The organism is Pseudomonas sp. JUb52 (genome assembly GCF_004341115.1).
GTDB classification, from domain to species: domain Bacteria; phylum Pseudomonadota; class Gammaproteobacteria; order Pseudomonadales; family Pseudomonadaceae; genus Chryseomonas; species Chryseomonas oryzihabitans.
Genome location: NZ_SLYS01000018.1, coordinates 23,794 through 40,781 on the forward strand (window position 1 = coordinate 23,794; position 16,988 = coordinate 40,781).

14 protein-coding genes and 2 tRNA genes are annotated in these 16,988 nt (G+C 64.3%); 1 reads left to right on the forward strand and 15 read right to left on the reverse strand.

Annotation, left to right across the window (positions count from 1 at the left end):
- Positions 1-2: 2 nt before the first annotated feature.
- The 4 genes from EC839_RS22105 to EC839_RS22120 all read right to left on the reverse strand — a co-directional run bounded on the left by EC839_RS22105 (position 3) and on the right by EC839_RS22120 (position 5,421).
- The gene (locus EC839_RS22105; RefSeq protein WP_007162639.1) at positions 3-917 is read right to left on the reverse strand and encodes a branched-chain amino acid ABC transporter permease; all 915 of its coding nucleotides are present in this window, start codon (positions 915-917) and stop codon (positions 3-5) included.
- A gap of 96 nt (positions 918-1,013) precedes the next feature.
- A complete protein-coding gene (locus EC839_RS22110; RefSeq protein ID WP_007162640.1) occupies positions 1,014-2,135 on the reverse strand; it encodes a branched-chain amino acid ABC transporter substrate-binding protein in 1,122 nt (373 codons plus the stop codon).
- A 493-nt stretch (positions 2,136-2,628) separates the two neighbouring features.
- Positions 2,629-3,906 (reverse strand): FAD-binding oxidoreductase, encoded by a 1,278-nt coding sequence (locus tag EC839_RS22115; protein WP_007162641.1) that lies wholly within the window; start codon positions 3,904-3,906, stop codon positions 2,629-2,631.
- A gap of 24 nt (positions 3,907-3,930) precedes the next feature.
- Positions 3,931-5,421: an aldehyde dehydrogenase family protein gene (locus EC839_RS22120; RefSeq protein ID WP_007162642.1), complete on the reverse strand. Its 1,491-nt coding sequence runs from the start codon at positions 5,419-5,421 to the stop codon at positions 3,931-3,933.
- A gap of 113 nt (positions 5,422-5,534) precedes the next feature.
- Here EC839_RS22120 and EC839_RS22125 point away from each other — a divergent pair, with 113 nt between their 5' ends.
- On the forward strand, positions 5,535-6,419 hold the full coding sequence (locus EC839_RS22125; RefSeq protein ID WP_007162643.1) for a LysR substrate-binding domain-containing protein: 885 nt from the start codon (positions 5,535-5,537) through the stop codon (positions 6,417-6,419).
- A 335-nt stretch (positions 6,420-6,754) separates the two neighbouring features.
- Here the strand turns inward: EC839_RS22125 and pnp are convergent, their stop codons facing one another.
- The 11 genes from pnp to tpiA form a co-directional block, all read right to left on the reverse strand.
- Positions 6,755-8,857 carry a polyribonucleotide nucleotidyltransferase gene (pnp, locus tag EC839_RS22130; RefSeq protein WP_007162644.1) on the reverse strand — a complete coding sequence of 701 codons (2,103 nt, stop codon included), beginning with the start codon at positions 8,855-8,857 and terminating at the stop codon, positions 6,755-6,757.
- Between the two features lie 174 nt (positions 8,858-9,031).
- Positions 9,032-9,301 carry a 30S ribosomal protein S15 gene (rpsO, locus tag EC839_RS22135; protein ID WP_007162645.1) on the reverse strand — a complete coding sequence of 90 codons (270 nt, stop codon included), beginning with the start codon at positions 9,299-9,301 and terminating at the stop codon, positions 9,032-9,034.
- 93 nt (positions 9,302-9,394) lie between these two features.
- On the reverse strand, positions 9,395-10,309 hold the full coding sequence (truB, locus tag EC839_RS22140) for a tRNA pseudouridine(55) synthase TruB (RefSeq protein ID WP_007162646.1): 915 nt from the start codon (positions 10,307-10,309) through the stop codon (positions 9,395-9,397).
- A gap of 2 nt (positions 10,310-10,311) precedes the next feature.
- Positions 10,312-10,695, reverse strand: coding sequence for a 30S ribosome-binding factor RbfA (rbfA, locus tag EC839_RS22145; protein ID WP_007162647.1), 384 nt, complete (start codon positions 10,693-10,695; stop codon positions 10,312-10,314).
- Between the two features lie 132 nt (positions 10,696-10,827).
- A complete protein-coding gene (gene infB, locus EC839_RS22150; protein WP_007162648.1) occupies positions 10,828-13,386 on the reverse strand; it encodes a translation initiation factor IF-2 in 2,559 nt (852 codons plus the stop codon).
- A gap of 26 nt (positions 13,387-13,412) precedes the next feature.
- Complete coding sequence (gene nusA / locus EC839_RS22155) at positions 13,413-14,885, reverse strand: transcription termination factor NusA (protein ID WP_007162649.1); 1,473 nt, start codon at positions 14,883-14,885, stop codon at positions 13,413-13,415.
- A gap of 49 nt (positions 14,886-14,934) precedes the next feature.
- The gene (gene rimP, locus EC839_RS22160) at positions 14,935-15,393 is read right to left on the reverse strand and encodes a ribosome maturation factor RimP (RefSeq protein WP_007162650.1); all 459 of its coding nucleotides are present in this window, start codon (positions 15,391-15,393) and stop codon (positions 14,935-14,937) included.
- A 127-nt stretch (positions 15,394-15,520) separates the two neighbouring features.
- Positions 15,521-15,597: transfer RNA gene (locus EC839_RS22165), tRNA-Met, on the reverse strand.
- Between the two features lie 87 nt (positions 15,598-15,684).
- Positions 15,685-15,770: transfer RNA gene (locus tag EC839_RS22170), tRNA-Leu, on the reverse strand.
- A 16-nt stretch (positions 15,771-15,786) separates the two neighbouring features.
- Positions 15,787-16,167: a preprotein translocase subunit SecG gene (gene secG, locus EC839_RS22175; RefSeq protein WP_007162651.1), complete on the reverse strand. Its 381-nt coding sequence runs from the start codon at positions 16,165-16,167 to the stop codon at positions 15,787-15,789.
- Positions 16,167-16,925 (reverse strand): triose-phosphate isomerase, encoded by a 759-nt coding sequence (tpiA, locus tag EC839_RS22180; protein WP_080568408.1) that lies wholly within the window; start codon positions 16,923-16,925, stop codon positions 16,167-16,169. Before tpiA ends, secG begins: the two co-directional genes overlap by 1 nt.
- Between the last annotated feature and the right edge of the window lie 63 nt (positions 16,926-16,988).

Here is a 16,988-nt window from a genome sequence, read left to right on the forward strand (position 1 = left end):
GATTACACCTTCGTGACCTGGGGTTTGCCGAGCAGCCCCTGGGGCCTAAAGATCAGGATCGCCACCAGCAGCGAGAAGCTGAAGACGTCCTTGTAGTCCGAGTTCACCAGGCTGGCGAACTGGGCTTCGGAGATGCCGAGGATGATGCCGCCGAGCATGGCGCCGGGCAGCGAGCCGATGCCGCCGAGCACCGCCGCGGTAAAGGCCTTGATGCCGATGATGAAGCCGGCATAGAAGTCGAAGGTGCCGTAGTTGAGGGTGATGAGCACCCCGGCCAGCGCCGCCATGGCCGCGCCGATGATGAAGACGTAGGAGATCACCCGGTCGGTGTTGATGCCGAGGATCTGCGCCATCTTGCGATCCTGCTGGGTGGCCCGGCACATGCGGCCGAGGGTGGTCTTCTGGATCACGTAGGTGAGCAGGCCCATGCCGATGATGGAGGCCAGGATGATGAAGATCTTGGTGTAGGTGATGATCACGAAGCCTTCGCCGATGTGCAGGCGCAGGGCGCCGTCGAGCAGCGTCGGTACCCCCTGCTGGCGCGCGCCCTGAGCGAGCTGCACGTAGTTCTGCAGGATCAGCGACATGCCGATGGCCGAGATCAGCGGCGCCAGGCGCGTGGAATTGCGCAGCGGCTTGTAGGCGATCCGCTCGATGGCCCAGCCGTACACGGAGGTGACCACCACGGTGAAGATAAGGGTGCCGAGGATCAGCACCGGGAAGGAATGCAGGCCGAACACGCTCAGCAGGGCGATGCCGATGGCGGCGAGATAGGCCGACACCATGTACACGTCGCCATGGGCGAAGTTGATCATGCCGATGATGCCATAGACCATGGTGTAGCCGATGGCGATGAGTCCGTAGACCGAGCCCAGGGTCAGGCCGTTGACCAGTTGTTGCAGGAAGATACCGTCCACGTTTGCAGTCTCGCGCTGGATGGATGACGAGGGCCGCCGGCCGCCACCTCGTCCTGGGGCGGAGACGAGGCGGCGGCGGGCGGATTCACGCGAGGATCAGGGCAGCTGTTGGTACTTGCCCTTGTCGTCCCATTCGTACATCACGTAGTCGGAGACCTTGAGGTCGCCCTTGCTGTCCCAGCTCTTCTCACCCAGAACGGTGTTGACGCTGTGGGACTTCAGCCACTCGGCGGCCTTGGCGCCATCAGTGCCCTTGATACCGTTGAAAGCAGCAGCCACGGCCTGCAGCGAGGCGTAGGAGTAGAGGGTGTAGCCCTCGGGCTCGTAGCCGGACTTGCGCAGGGTTTCCACCACGGTCTTGCCGGCGGGGTTCTGCAGCGGGTCGGCGCCGAAGGTCATCAGCACGCCCTTGGTGTACTGGGCGCCACCGGCGGTGGTGACCAAGTCGGCGGAGACGATGCCGTCGCCGGAGACGAACTTGGCGGTCACGCCCTGCTCGCGCATCTGACGAACCAGCGGACCGGCTTCGGGATGCAGGCCGCCGAAGTAGACCACGTCGGCGCCGGAGGCGCGGATCTTGGTGACCAGGGAGTTGAAGTCCTTCTCGCCGCGGGTCAGGCCTTCGTAGAGCACCTCTTTCACGCCGCGCTTGTTGAGCTGCGCCTTGGTGGCGTCGGCCAGGCCCTGACCGTAGGTGTCCTTGTCGTGGATGATGGCGACCTTCTTGGCCTTGAGGGTATCGACAATGTAGTCGCCGGCGACGATGCCCTGCTGGTCGTCACGACCGCACATGCGGAACACGCCGGTCAGGCCACGCTCGGTGATCTTGGGGTTGGTGGACGCCGGGGTGATGGAGATGATGCCGGCTTCGTCGTAGATCTCCGAGGCGGGCATGGTGTTGGAGGAGCAGAAGTGGCCGATCACGGCCTTGACCTTCTCGGAGTCCACCAGGCGGTTGGCCACGGCTACGGCCTGCTTGGGCTCGCAGGCGTCGTCGCCCTGCACCAGCTTGATCTTCTCGCCATTGATGCCACCGGCGGCGTTGATGTCCGCCGCGGCCTGGGTAGCCCCCTTCCAGAACTGCTCGCCATAGGCGGCGCTGGCCCCGGTATAGGGACCGGCAACACCGATCACGATGTCGGCATGCGCCAGGGAGGAGAGAGTGAACGCAGAACCGATAGCGAGAGCCAGAATGCCTTTTCTGTAAATCTTCGACATGGGAGGTTTGCTCCAGAGGGTGGTTGGCCTTTTCGCCGGAGCAAAGCCTGTGCCATCACTCAGTTGTGTACCGGGCGCAAAGGCCATTTGCCGCCACCGTGATGGGCCAAAACCGCCGACAACCTGTGGCGAGGGCCGCAGCCAGTGGAGCGGACCGCCCTTTAGACCTTTGTCGTAAGCGGCTCATTAGTCTGGATGATTCGGCGAAGCGGTAGCAGCGGGAGCGTTGAAACCCAGCGGTTTGTTACCAGATAGCAACCCGGTTGCACCTGTTTCGCACCAAAACGTAACACCGGCCCCACACTGTGCCACTAAAGTAACCATGATCCTGCGGTCGCAGGCCCCGGGCGGATCTGCCGTTCTTTCGGCCTACTGGCGGTGGTGAACAGTCAGAAAAAAGCGGCCGACTTGCACAGGTCGGGATGCGCAAATCGGCCGCTTCGGCGCGTCATCGCCCGGCTCGAGGGCCGGTGACAGCAGGTATGGCGGGTCGCTAGAGCACCACGCGCAGGCATTGCCCGGCGTGATAGAGGGTGAAGCCGGCTTCGTACATGAGGCGGCGCCACTGGCCGACCGGATTGGCATCCAGCGACGCCAGGGGCAGCGGCAGGTCGTGGCGATCGCCACTGCACAGATAGCGGGCAAAGGCCTGCCCCACCACCGTGCCCGTGGTGACCCCGCGTCCGTTGTAGCCGGTCACCGCCAGCAGGCCCGGCGCCGGTTCGAACAGTCGCATCAGATGATCGGGGGTGAAGCCGATGCGGCCCGTCCAGCTGCACTCCCACTCGACCCGTCCGAGCGCGGGGAAATAGTGGCGCTGGATGCGATCGGCCCAGGCGCGGATGAAGCCGGCCGGCCGTCCCGCCATGTTGCCGAGACTGCCCAGCAGCAGACGGCCATCGGCATCGCGGCGGATGCTGCTGAGCACCGTCCGGGTATCCCAGGAACCACGCCCCTGGGGCAGGATGAAGTCCGCCTCCGGGCCAAGGGGCCGCGAGGCCACCTGGTAGTAGTAGCCCGGGAAGAATTGCTTGCGCAGGGTGGTCCATTCGCCTTCGGTGTAGGCGTTGGAGGCGATCACCACCTGGTCGGCGGTGACCCGCCCCTGGGGGGTTTCCACCTGCCAGCGCTCACCGATCCGCTGCAGGCGCTGCACCGAACTCCGCTCGAACAACTCGCCGCCTTCCTGGCGCAGCGCCCTGGCCAGACCCAGGGCATAGCCCATAGGCACCAGGGTACCGGCGCGATGATCGAGCAGCGCACCACTGATGTCGCGCGTCCCGCAGGCGCTGTAGCAGGCTTCGCCTTCCAGCAGCTCGACCCGGGCGCCGCGGCGCTGCCATTGCTCGGCACGCTGGCCGAGATCGGCCAGGCCCTTGGCGCTGTGCGCCATGTGCAGGGTGCCGGCGCGGCGCGGCTGGCAGTCGATGCCATAGCGCTCGATGAGGGCGAACACCTGACTCGGCGCATCGCCCATCACCCCCAGCAGACGTTCGCCGACCTCCGCTCCCAAAGTGGCCACCGCCTCGTCCGGCGGGATCCACATGCCGGCATTGACCAGCCCGACATTGCGCCCCGAGCCGCCATGGCCGACGCCATGGGCCTCCAGCACCACCACCCGCCGCCCGGCCTGCGCCAGGTGCAGGCCGGTGGACAGCCCGGTGTAACCACCGCCGATAACGCAGACCTCGGTGTCACGCTCGCCCTGCAGCGGTGCACCCGGCACCGCCGGATACAGCCGCTCCCACAGGCACTCCTCACGCAACTGCATTCTCTGCGCTCCTGGCGGATCCACTCAGTCGAAGACGATGCCCTGGGCCAGCGGCAGCTGGCGGGAATAATTGACGGTGTTGGTCTGGCGACGCATGTAGGCCTTCCAGGCATCGGAGCCGGATTCGCGACCACCACCGGTTTCCTTTTCGCCACCGAAGGCGCCACCGATCTCGGCGCCGCTCGGCCCGATGTTGACGTTGGCGATGCCGCAGTCGCTGCCGGTCGCCGACATGAAGGCCTCGGCCTCGCGCACGTCGGTGGTGAAGATGCAGGACGACAGGCCTTGGGGCACGGCGTTGTTCAGTGCCACCGCCTCGTCGAAATCGTCATAGGTCAGCACATAGAGGATGGGCGCGAAGGTCTCGTGGCGCACCGCCTCGCTCTGCTCGGGCATCTCGACGATGGCCGGTGCCACGTAGTAGGCCTCGGGATACCGGTCGGCCAGCTGACGCTCGCCGCCATAGACCACCCCTCCCTCGCCACGCGCTTGCTCCAGCGCGCCCTGCATGGCTTGGAAACTGGCCGCGTCGATCAGCGGACCGATCAGATTGCTTTCCAGCGGGTGACCGATGCGGACTTTGGCATAGGCGGTCTTGAGTCGGGCGACGATCTCGTCCTTGACCGAACGATGGGCGATCAACCGGCGCAGGGTGGTGCAGCGCTGGCCGGCGGTGCCGACGGCGCTGAATAGGATGGCACGCACCGCCATGTCCAGATCGGCGCTCGGTGCGAGGATCATGGCATTGTTGCCGCCCAGTTCGAGGATGCTGCGGCCGAAGCGCGCCGCAACCCGGGGTCCTACCTCGCGACCCATGCGGGTGCTACCCGTGGCGCTCACCAGTGCCACCCGCGGATCGTCCACCAGGGCTTCACCGGCGGCGCGATCGCCAACGATGACCTGACTCAGATCGGCCGGGGCATCGCCAAAGCGCGCCAGGGCCTTCTCGAACAGCGCCTGGCAGGCCAGGGCGGTCAGCGGGGTCTTTTCCGAGGGCTTCCAGATCACCGGATTGCCACAGACCAGGGCCAGGGCGGCGTTCCACGACCAGACCGCCACCGGGAAGTTGAAGGCACTGATGATGCCCACCACACCCAGCGGCTGCCAGGATTCGCGCATGTGATGACCGGGGCGCTCGGAGGCAATGGTCAGACCATAGAGCTGACGCGACAGGCCAACGGCGAAGTCGCAGATGTCGATCATCTCCTGGACTTCGCCCAGGCCTTCCTGGGTGATCTTGCCAGCTTCCCAGGACACCAGCTCGCCCAGATCGGCCTTGTGCGCGCGCAGCTCTTCACCGAGCAGCCGCACCAGTTCGCCACGACGCGGCGCCGGCACCGCCCGCCAGGCCTGGAAGGCCCGCTCGGCACGGGAGATCTTCTGCTCCACCTCGGCGGCGCTTTCCAGGGCGACGCTGCCCAGTTGGCTGCCATCGATGGGGGAATGCACCCGGTGCTCGCCTTGGGTGTAGTGCTGGGCAGGAACGCCGAGGCGTTCCAACAGGGCCTTGCTCATGCTGAGGTCTCCGCAGAGTGGGAATCGTCCCTGAGTATGGTCAGCCCAGCGGCGCCGGACAACCGACCTTTGCTCGGCATATCATTCCCTTTTTTCATGCCGCGAGTCCGCTCATGCAACGTCGCCACCTGCCGTCCATCACCGCCATGCAGTGCTTCGAGGCGGTCGCGCGTCACCTGAGCTTTACCCGCGCGGCCGACGAACTGGCCCTGACCCAGAGCGCCGTCAGCAAGCAGGTCGCCCAGCTCGAGGACCTGCTGCAGCACAGCCTCTTTCGCCGGGTCCGCCGTCGCCTGCAACTCACGCCCGCGGGCGCGCTCTACCTGGCCGAGGTGGACAAGATCCTCAACCAGCTGGAGATGTCGGCGCGCTACCTGAGGTCCTATGGCGGCGAGACCGAGGTGCTGCGCGTGGCCACCCCGCCGACCTTTGGCGAACGCTGGCTGGTGCCGCGGCTGAAGGGCTGGCGCCTGCGCTTTCCCAACATCCACCTGGACGTCTCCAGCGCCCTGGAACCGGTGGACTTCCGCGATCCGCGCCATGACGTGGCGCTGTTCTATGGCCACGGCAGCTGGCCGGGTGCCGAGTGCGAATTGCTGCTGCACGAGCACATGGTCGCGGTCTGCGCGCCGGATCTGCTGCCCGCCGAGGGGATCGCCGGCCCCGAGCAGCTGGTGGACTTCGTGCTGCTGCAGAACACCACCCGCCCGGAATCCTGGCACGACTGGTACGCCAGCCTCGGGCGCGAGGAGGTGCACAGCCATCACGGACCGCGCTTCGACACCTTTACCCTCTGCGCCCGCGCCGCCCAGGAAGGCTGCGGCGTGGCGCTGCTGCCGGAATTCCTGGTGGCCGAAGAACTGGCCTCCGGCCGCCTGGTGCTCGCCTGGCCGCACCGCCTGGCCAGCCCCCACGCCTACTGGCTGGCCTATCCGGAACAGATGGCCGAGGTGCCCAAGGTGCGCAGCTTCATCGAATGGATTCGCGAGAAGGCGTAATGCCTGGGCCAATCGCGGCCATGGCTCACTCCTACAGCGGGAGGCACGCCGGTGTATCGCGATCTTGCCGGGGCTAATGCCGGCTCGGATAGCCCCCTTTCCCTTCGGGAGAGGGTTGGGGTGAGGGCGCGCCCTTGCTACGACGTCTGAAGTGGAAAAGGCTGCGCCGTTTTCCACGCTACGGGTGTATTCCTATAGCGAGAGGACAGTTGCACCACCCCTGTAGAAGCGGTCGCTGCGGTGCACCGGTATGGCCGCGCTACAAAGGTCTCCGGCACCGCCACCCGAAACGAAAAAACCCGGCCGAGGCCGGGTTTTTCTCATGCAGGGTCGTCTCAGACGCCGGAGGCTTCCGCCGCCGCCACGTCCTTGATCGACAGCTTGATGCGACCGCGGTTGTCCACGTCCAGCACCAGCACCTTCACTTCCTGACCTTCCTTCAGCACGTCGGTGACCTTCTCGATGCGCTGATCGCTGATCTGCGAGATGTGCACCAGACCGTCCTTGCCCGGCAGGATGTTGACGAAGGCGCCGAAGTCGACGATGCGCTCCACCTTGCCGACGTAGATCTTGCCGATCTCGGCCTCGGCAGTGATGCCCAGGACGCGCTGCTTGGCCGCTTCAGCCGCTTCGCGGGTCTCGCCGTAGATCTTGATGGTGCCGTCGTCCTCGATGTCGATCGAAGCCTTGGTCTCTTCGCAGATACCGCGGATGGTGGCGCCACCCTTGCCGATCACGTCGCGGATCTTGTCCTGGTCGATCTTCATCGCCAACATGGTCGGGGCGTTTTCCGACAGCTCGGCACGCGATTCGGAGATCACCTGGTTCATCTGACCCAGGATGTTCAGACGCGCTTCCAGCGCCTGCTCCAGGGCGATCTCCATGATCTCTTCGGTGATGCCGTTGATCTTGATGTCCATCTGCAGGGCGGTAACGCCCTTGGCGGTACCGGCCACCTTGAAGTCCATGTCGCCCAGGTGATCTTCGTCACCCAGGATGTCGGTCAGGACGGCGAACTTCTCGCCTTCCTTGACCAGACCCATGGCGATACCGGCCACCGGGGCCTTGACCGGCACACCGGCGTCCATCAGCGCCAGGGAGGCACCGCAGACCGAGGCCATGGAGCTGGAGCCGTTGGACTCGGTGATCTCGGAAACCACGCGGATGCTGTAGGGGAAGGCTTCCTGGGTCGGCAGCATGGCCTGGATGCCACGGCGGGCCAGACGGCCGTGACCGATCTCGCGACGGCCCGGGCTGCCCATGCGGCCGCACTCGCCGACCGAGAAGGGCGGGAAGTTGTAGTGCAGCATGAAGCTGTCACGACGCTCGCCTTCCAGGGTGTCCAGCAGCTGGGCATCGCGGGCGGTACCCAGGGTCGCGGTGACCAGGGCCTGGGTTTCGCCACGGGTGAACAGCGCCGAACCGTGAGTCTTCTTCAGGGTGCCGACTTCGATCTGCAGCGGGCGAACGGTGCGGGTGTCGCGGCCGTCGATACGCGGCTTGCCGTCGACGATGTTCTGGCGCACGGTGCGGTATTCCAGCAGACCGAAGGTCTCCTTGACCTCGGCTTCGCTGTACTGGCCGTTTTCGCCGGCCAGCTTGGCGATGGCCTGGTCACGCAGGGCGCCCAGGGCCGCATAGCGATCCTGCTTGATGGTGATGGTGTAGGCACGGGACACGGCCTCGCCGACCTCGGCCTTGACGGCCTCGACCAGGGCGGTGTTCTCGGCGGGTGCCTGCCAGTTCCAGGTCGGCTTGCCGGCTTCGGCGGCGAACTGGCTGATGGCCTCGATAGCCACCTGGAATTCTTCGTGGGCGAACAGCACGCCACCCAGCATCTGGTCTTCGGTCAGCTCGTCGGCTTCGGATTCCACCATCAGCACGGCGTCACGGGTACCGGCCACGACCATGTCCAGGCTGGAGCTCTGCAGCTGCTCGTAGCTGGGGTTCAGCAGGTAGCCCAGTTCACTGTGGTAGCCCACGCGCGCAGCGGCGATGGGGCCGGCGAAGGGGATGCCGGAGATGGCCAGGGCGGCGGAGGTGCCGATCATGGCGGCGATGTCCGGATCGGACTTCTTGTTGGTGCTGACCACGGTGCAGACCACCTGGACTTCGTTGAGGAAGCCTTCGGGGAACAGCGGGCGGATCGGGCGATCGATCAGGCGCGAGGTCAGGGTTTCCTTCTCGGAAGGACGGCCTTCACGCTTGAAGTAGCCACCGGGGATGCGGCCAGCGGCGTAGGTCTTCTCCTGGTAGTGCACGGACAGCGGGAAGAAGTCCTTGCCGACGGCGGGCTGCTTGGCACCGACCACGGTGACCAGTACGCTGACGTCTTCGGTGGAGACCAGCACGGCACCGGTCGCCTGGCGCGCGATGCGGCCGGTTTCCAGGGTGAAGGTCTGCTCACCGAACTTGAATTGCTTGATTACTGGATTCACAGTCTTTCCTTCTCTTTATTGCCTTGGGGGAAACGGGGGCGACCAGAGGGATTCGGACCCTCGCTGATCTCCAGGTGACGCAGGCCGATTCTGTCGGCCTCTCAAGCAAAAAAGCCGGAGGCCGGCGCGAGCCGACCTCCAGCTTCAGACTGCTTGCAGCAGGTCTGCATCGTATTAACGACGCAGGCCCAGGCGAGCGATCAGTGCGCTGTAACGAGAGGTGTCCTTGGACTTCAGGTAGTCCAGCAGCTTACGACGCTGGTTGACCATGCGGATCAGACCACGACGGCTGTGGTGATCTTTGCCGTTGGCCTTGAAGTGACCTTGCAGCTTGTCGATGTTGGCGGACAGCAGGGCAACCTGCACTTCCGGGGAACCGGTGTCGCCTTCGCTCTGCTTGAACTCGTTTACGATCTGGGCTTTGTCTTCAACGCTCAGTGCCATGATAGGGCTCCTCTGAGGAACAGGCCGGGATGGATCCCGTGCTTAAGGAAAGAGGTGTGACCGTGCCTGCTGACAGCCACCCTCGGTATCGGTCTAGGACCGAATCAGTCTACGGGGAGCAACCTGCCCCTCGTCATCAATCTCGCCGATGCCGATGAAACGACCCTGGTCGTCCTGCACCCGCATCAAGCCGAATTTCGGTGCATTGGCCGCCCGAACGGGCTGACCGTGCAACCAGTAGTAGGCGCTATGCTGCGTCAACTGCACCAGCGGCCAGTGCTCCAGGCCACTGTCGACCGGCAGCAGGAAGCGATCCAGCGCTTCGGAACCGCCTTCGGCGTGCGCCGCCTCCAGCTCTTCCAGGCTGATGGCCTGCGCCAGGCCAAAGGGGCCGGCCTGGGTGCGGCGCAACTCGGCCACATGAGCACCACAGCCAAGACGGGCGCCGAGGTCTTCGACCAGGGTACGCACATAGGTGCCCTTGCTGCAGGCCACTTCCAGCGTCGCGCGATCTTCCTGCAACGCCAGCAGTTCCAGACGGGCAATAGTAACAGAACGCGCCTCGCGCTCCACTATTTCCCCGGCACGCGCCAGCTTGTACAGCGGCTGACCGTCGCGCTTGAGCGCCGAATACATCGGCGGAATCTGCTCTATCTGGCCGCGGAAGGCCGGCAGTGCCGCCTGGATGGCCGCTTCATCGACCGCGACCGCCCGTCGCTCCAGCACTTCACCCTCGGCATCGCCGGTGGTGGTGGTGACGCCCAGTTGCGCCACGGTGCTGTAGCCCTTGTCGGCATCCAGCAGGTACTGGGAGAACTTGGTGGCCTCGCCGAAGCACAGTGGCAGCACGCCGGTGGCCAGGGGATCCAGGCTACCGGTGTGTCCGGCCTTCTCGGCATTGAGCAGCCAGCGGACCTTTTGCAGGGCGGCGTTGGAGGAAAAGCCGCGCGGCTTGTCCAGCACCAGCACGCCATGCACCTGGCGGCGAATACGCTTGACCTGGGCCACCCCTATTCCTCCCCTTCGTGGCGACGGTCTTCGGCGACCGCTCGCTCGATCAGGGCCGACAGCTGGGCACCGCGACGGATGCTCTCGTCGTACTGGAAGCTCAGCTGCGGAACGGTGCGCAGCTTCATCGCCCGGCCCAGCTGCTGGCGCAGGAAGCCGGCGGCGTCCTTGAGGATGCCGATGTTCTGCTTGATGGCGTCGGCATCGTCGTCCTTGCCCAGGACGGTGATGTGCACCTTGGCATGGGACAGGTCGCGCGCGACGTCCACGCCGGTGATGGTCACCATGCCCAGTCGCGGATCCTTGATCTCGCGCTGGATCAGCAGTGCCAGTTCACGCTGCATCTGATCACCGATGCGCTGGGTACGGCTGAATTCTTTGGCCATGTCGAAACTCTCGTACGAAAGGCCGCAGACACCAGGCCTGCCAGCCATGAACCTTGGAAACGCGAACGGCAAGTCCGGACCTGGCAGGGTTCTGCCAGGTCCGCGACCTGCCGTCCTGGTGCAGGGTCGTCGTTACAGCGAACGGGCGACCTGAACCTTCTCGAACACCTCGATCTTGTCGCCGACGCGCACGTCGTTGTAGCTCTTCACGCCGATACCGCATTCCATGCCGGCACGGACTTCGGCCACGTCATCCTTGAAGCGACGCAGGGATTCCAGCTCGCCTTCGAAGATGACCACGTCTTCGCGCAGAACGCGGATCGGACGGTTACGGTGCACCATGCCCTCGGTGACCATGCAGCCGGCGACGGCGCCGAACTTGGGCGAACGGAAGACGTCACGCACCTCGGCGATACCCAGGATGTTCTCCCGAACGTCACTGCCCAGCATGCCGGTCAGCGCCTTCTTCACGTCTTCGATGATGTCGTAGATGACGTTGTAGTAGCGCATGTCGAGGCCTTCCTGCTCGACGATCTTCCGCGCCCCGGCATCGGCCCGGACGTTGAAGCCGAACAGCACGGCATTGGAAGCCAGCGCCAGGTTGGCATCGCTCTCGGTGATACCACCGACGCCACCGCCGACCACGCGCACCTGGACTTCGTCGTTGCCCAGACCGGACAGCGAGCCCTGCAGCGCCTCGAGGGAGCCCCGCACATCGGACTTGAGCACGATGTTGAGGGTCTTCTTCTCGTCCTGACCCATGTTCTCGAAGATGTTCTCGAGCTTGCCGGCGTGAGCGCGGGCTAGCTTGATCTCGCGGAACTTGCCCTGACGGAACAGCGCCACTTCGCGGGCCTTCTTCTCGTCGGTCAGCACGGTGAGCTCGTCACCGGCATCCGGGGTGCCGTCCAGGCCAAGGATCTCGACCGGGATGGACGGACCGGCTTCCTTGATCGGCTTGCCGTTCTCGTCGAGCATGGCGCGGATGCGGCCGAAGTTGACGCCGACCAGTGCCATGTCGCCCTGACGCAGGGTACCGTTCTGCACCAGCACGGTAGCCACCGGACCACGACCCTTGTCCAGGCGCGATTCGATGACCACGCCGCGGCCGGGTGCTTCCGGCGTAGCGGTCAGCTCCAGGACCTCGGCCTGCAGCAGGATGGCTTCGAGCAGTTCGTCGACGCCGGTACCGGCCTTGGCCGAGACGTGCACGAACTGGGTGTCGCCGCCCCACTCTTCCGGAATCACCTGACGACCGGCCAGATCATGCTTGACGCGATCCGGGTCGGCATCGGGCTTGTCGATCTTGTTGACCGCCACGACGATGGGCACACCCGCCGCCTTGGCGTGCTGGATGGCTTCCTCGGTCTGCGGCATGACGCCGTCATCGGCCGCGACGACCAGGATGACGATGTCGGTGGCCTTGGCACCGCGGGCACGCATCGCGGTGAACGCGGCGTGGCCAGGGGTATCCAGGAAGGTCACCATGCCACGCTCGGTTTCCACGTGGTAGGCACCGATGTGCTGGGTGATGCCACCGGCTTCGCCCGACGCGACCTTGGCGCGACGGATGTAGTCCAGCAGCGAGGTCTTGCCGTGGTCGACGTGACCCATGACGGTCACCACCGGCGCGCGGTGCATGGCCTTGCCGCCCTCGAACTTGAGGGATTCGGCCAGTTGATCTTCCAGCGCGTTCTCGTTGACCAGCTTGACCTTGTGGCCCAGCTCTTCGGCCACCAGCTGCGCCGTCTCGCGGTCGAGCACCTGGTTGATGGTGGCGGGAGACCCCATCTTGAACATGAACTTGATGACTTCGGCGGCCTTCACCGACATCTGCTGAGCAAGCTCAGAGACGGTGATGGTCTCGCCTAGATTGACTTCGCGCACTACAGGTCCTGTCGGGCTCTGGAACCCGTGTTGGTTTCGCTTCTTGAGTCGCGACTTGCCACCGCGACCACCGCGCCGGCCAAAGCCTTCTTCCTCGTCGTCGCCACTGCGCACGGTACGGGGAGCTGCGACCTTGTCCTTGATCGACGGGCGATGTTGGGCGTTCTTGCGCTCGCGACGCTCGTCTTCGTCGCGCTTGCTGCTCGGCGCAGGATGCACGGGACGACGCGGCTCTTCGCGCTTGCGCTCGCCGGCCGGGTCCGCCTTCTTGACCTCGGCAGCAGGCTCGGCAGCGGGTTGCTGCTCGGCCACCACGGCCGGGGCTTCCGGCGCGGCAGGGGCCGCAGCCTCGGCGGCGACCGCCTGCTGCTGCACGGCCTGGGCAGCGGCTTCGGCCTGCTGCTGGGCAGCCGCTTCGGCGGCGCGCTGGGCTTCTTCCTCGGCACGTGCCTGGGCCGCAGCCTCGTCGGCCGCGCGCTGGGCTTCCTGCTCGCGGCGCTGTTCGGCCTCGAGTTCAGCGGTGCTGCGCTTGACGAAGGTCTTCTTCTTGCGCACTTCGACGCTGACTGTCTTGCTGCCGGCCACTTTCAGCGTGGTCTGGGTCTTGCGCTGCAGGGTGATCTTGCTCGGCTCGTCGAGCTGCGCCGTCCCCTTGAGATGCGTCAGCAGGGCCTGCTTCTCCGCATCGCTCACCAGTTGCTCAGCACTGCTGTGCGTCAGACCTGCCTCGCGCATCTGCTGTAGCAGACGTTCCACCGGCGTATTGACCGTTTGGGCCAGTTCTTTCACCGTGACTTGCGTCATGCACTTCTCTCCTCAGACTGCGCCGCTTACTCGAACCAATGGGCACGGGCAGCCATGATCAGCTTGCCGGCACGCTCTTCGGTCATGCCGTTGATGTCGAGCAGGTCGTCGATCGACTGCTCGGCGAGCTCTTCGCGATTCACCACGCCACGCTGGGCCAGCGCGCTGGCGAGCTGGGGGTCCATGCCGTCGAGGGTCAGCAGATCTTCGCTGGGGCTCTTCTGTTCTTCGGTCGCGATGGCCCGGGTCAGCAGGCGATCCTTGGCCCGGGTACGCAGCTCGTTGACGATGTCTTCGTCGAAGCCATCGATGTTGAGCATCTCTTCCATGGGCACGTAGGCCACTTCCTCGAGGGAGGTGAAGCCTTCTTCCACCAGTACCTGCGCGAGCTCCTCGTCGACATCCAGCTCGTCGATGAAGCGCTGGATGATGTCGCCGGTCTCGGCCTGCTGCTTGGCGTTGATGTCCGCCTCGGTCATCACGTTGAGCGTCCAGCCGGTCAACTGACTGGCCAGGCGCACGTTCTGACCGCCACGGCCAATGGCCTGGGCCAGGTTGTCCTCGGCGACGGCGATGTCCATGGTACGGCTGTCTTCGTCGACGATGATCGAAGCGACTTCGGCCGGGGCCATGGCGTTGATGACGAACTGCGCCGGATTGTCGTCCCAGAGGACGATGTCGACCCGCTCGCCACCCAGTTCACCGGATACCGCCTGGACGCGCGAACCGCGCATGCCGATGCAGGCACCCTGGGGATCGATGCGCTTGTCCTTGGAACGGACGGCGATCTTGGCCCGCGAACCCGGATCCCGGGCGGCGGCCATGACATCGATCAGTTGCTCGGAAATTTCCGGCACCTCGATGCGGAACAGCTCGATCAGCATCTGCGGATCGGTACGCGACAGCATCAGCTGCGGACCGCGGTTCTCCGTGCGGATTTCCTTGAGCAGGGCACGCAGACGCACGCCCATGCGGAAGGTCTCGCGGGGAATGATGTGCTCGCGCGGCAGCAGCGCCTCGGCATTGTTGCCCAGGTCGACGATCACGCTGTCACGGGTGACCTTCTTGACGGTACCGGAGATGATCTCGCCGACCTTCTCGCGATAGGCGTCCACCACCTGAGCCCGCTCGGCCTCGCGCACCTTCTGCACGATCACCTGCTTGGCGGTCTGGGCAGCGATCCGACCGAATTCGATGGATTCGATCTTTTCTTCGATCACTTCACCGGCCTTGACGCCGGGATGCTCTTCCTGGGCGTCTTCCACCGTCAGATGCGAATCGGGCAGCTGATAGTCTTCGTCTTCCACCACGGTCCAGCGACGGAAGGTTTCGTAGCTGCCGTTGTGTCGGTTGATCGACACCCGCAGATCCACATCTTCTTCGTAGCGCTTCTTGGTAGCCGTGGCGAGAGCCAACTCCAGTGCCTCGAAGATGACGCCGGGTGGAACACCCTTCTCGTTCGAAACAGATTCCACTACCAGCAGAACTTCTTTGCTCATCTTACGCCTCGTATTCGCAATCCTTGGGATCCGCGGTCTCGCGCTCAAATCACTCGAAACGGGGAACGACGTTGGCCTTGTCGATCATCTCGATGGGCAGCAGATACTCATGCTCGTCCACCTGCACCACGACGTCCTGGTCTTCCACACCGCGCAGCAAACCCTGGAAATTACGTCGCCCTTCGAAGGGCGACCGAAGTTTGACCTTGACCTGTTCACCGGCGTGGGCAGCGAATTGCTCCAGCGTGAACAGCGGCCTATCCATACCGGGGGAAGACACCTCGAGGGTGTATTCATTGGTGATGGGATCTTCCACATCGAGTACGCCACTTACCTGGCGACTGACGGCCTCGCAATCTTCGACGAGAATGCCGTTGGGATGATCGATATAGACACGCAGTAGCGAATGCCGCCCTTGGGAGATGTACTCGACACCCCAGCAGACATAGCCAAGCGCCTCGACGACGGGGGCCAGCAAGGCCTGCAACTGTTCTAGCTTGCTCGACACCTGGTTGCCTCGCGTTTTTTGAGAATAAAAAATGGGCATTACGCCCATCCCTAAGAGGTCTGCGCAAGAAAGCGCGACCCGAACTGTCCAGCCAACAAAAAGCCCCTATAAAGGGGCTTTAAAAAACTGGTTGCGGGGGCTGGATTTGAACCAACGACCTTCGGGTTATGAGCCCGACGAGCTACCAGACTGCTCCACCCCGCGTCAAAGCTGGAGCGAGATTATATTCAACTGAACTCTAGGAGTCAACCTACTCTCTCTCGCCGCGTCCTGCAGGACGTCTTTGCTATTTGGTGCCGAAGATGGGACTCGAACCCATACAGCCTGTGGCCACTACCCCCTCAAGATAGCGTGTCTACCAATTCCACCACTTCGGCATGAAACCTTTGAAACCTACTTGGACTCCTGGGGCACGTCCCCGGAAGTACCACCCTGAGCAGCGCGAGGCTGACTCAGGGGAACATCATTACCATCCTGCTTCGGCTGAGGAGCCTGCTGGACCGGCTGAGTGGGCAGACCCACTTCACGCAGACTCAGCGCATGGTTCTTGGCGAAGTACGCCAGACCCAAGCTAGTCGCGAAAAAAACCGCGGCTAGTATAGCAGTAAAGCGACTCAGAAAGGTAGCAGAACCTTGACTACCAAATACGGTACCCGAGGCGCCCGCACCAAAGGATGCACCGGCTTCGGCACCCTTGCCCTGCTGCATCAATACCAGCACGATCAGGCCAAGCGCCATCAGCAAGTGGATCACGACAACTGCAGTTTCCAACATTATCCACGTCCTGCAGCGCGGCAAATCGCACTGAACTCTTCAGCATTCAGGGAGGCTCCACCCACCAGCCCCCCATCGATATCCGGCATGCCGAACAACTCGGCAGCGTTGGCGGCCTTGACACTGCCGCCATACAACAACTGGAGGCCGTCAGCGACCCCAGCATCGGCCTCGCGCACCAGGGCGCGAATCGCCGCATGAACCTCTTGCGCCTGCTCCGGCGTCGCCGTGAGCCCCGTACCTATCGCCCAGACCGGCTCGTAGGCCACGACGGCATTGACGAACGCTGCCACTCCAACCGCATCGATGACCGCCTTCAGCTGGCCACCCACCACGTCCAGAGTGCGCTCGGCCTCCCGCTCTTCACGGGTTTCGCCGACGCAGAGCACGGGAATCATCCCGCCCTCCTGGATGGCCGCGAATTTCTTCGCCACCACCGCATCATCCTCACCCAGCAGCGCACGTCGCTCGGAGTGCCCCACCAGTACGTAGCGGCAACCGAACTCTGCCAACTGGGTCGAGGACACCTCGCCAGTCAGAGCCTTCTCGCCCGCGACGGGAGCACAGGTCTGGGCTCCCACCATCAGCGACGTTTCCGCCAACGCTTCAGCCACCCCTGGCAGATGCACCAATGTCGGAATCACCACGACATCGACACCCGCTGCGCCATCCAACCCTTTCAAGCCTGCGACCAGCGCCGACACGCCTTGCAGCGAGCCATGCATTTTCCAGTTACCGGCAACCAGGGAACGACGCATGCGTTTTACCTCAGGGAGCGAAGTGGGCGCAGATGTTACTCAATCGAAAACAGGCATGCAAGC

Bases quoted from the DNA above. Each gene is read 5' to 3' on its own strand.
- EC839_RS22120 (WP_007162642.1), bottom strand. From the start codon at position 5,421: ATGAGCAAGGCCCTGTTGGAACGCCTCGGCGTTCCTGCCCAGCACTAC.
- nusA (WP_007162649.1), bottom strand. From the start codon at position 14,885: ATGAGCAAAGAAGTTCTGCTGGTAGTGGAATCTGTTTCGAACGAGAAG.
- infB (WP_007162648.1), bottom strand. From the start codon at position 13,386: ATGACGCAAGTCACGGTGAAAGAACTGGCCCAAACGGTCAATACGCCG.
- secG (WP_007162651.1), bottom strand. From the start codon at position 16,167: ATGTTGGAAACTGCAGTTGTCGTGATCCACTTGCTGATGGCGCTTGGC.
- EC839_RS22110 (WP_007162640.1), bottom strand. From the start codon at position 2,135: ATGTCGAAGATTTACAGAAAAGGCATTCTGGCTCTCGCTATCGGTTCT.
- EC839_RS22125 (WP_007162643.1), top strand. From the start codon at position 5,535: ATGCAACGTCGCCACCTGCCGTCCATCACCGCCATGCAGTGCTTCGAG.
- rbfA (WP_007162647.1), bottom strand. From the start codon at position 10,695: ATGGCCAAAGAATTCAGCCGTACCCAGCGCATCGGTGATCAGATGCAG.
- EC839_RS22115 (WP_007162641.1), bottom strand. From the start codon at position 3,906: ATGCAGTTGCGTGAGGAGTGCCTGTGGGAGCGGCTGTATCCGGCGGTG.
- rpsO (WP_007162645.1), bottom strand. From the start codon at position 9,301: ATGGCACTGAGCGTTGAAGACAAAGCCCAGATCGTAAACGAGTTCAAG.
- tpiA (WP_080568408.1), bottom strand. From the start codon at position 16,925: ATGCGTCGTTCCCTGGTTGCCGGTAACTGGAAAATGCATGGCTCGCTG.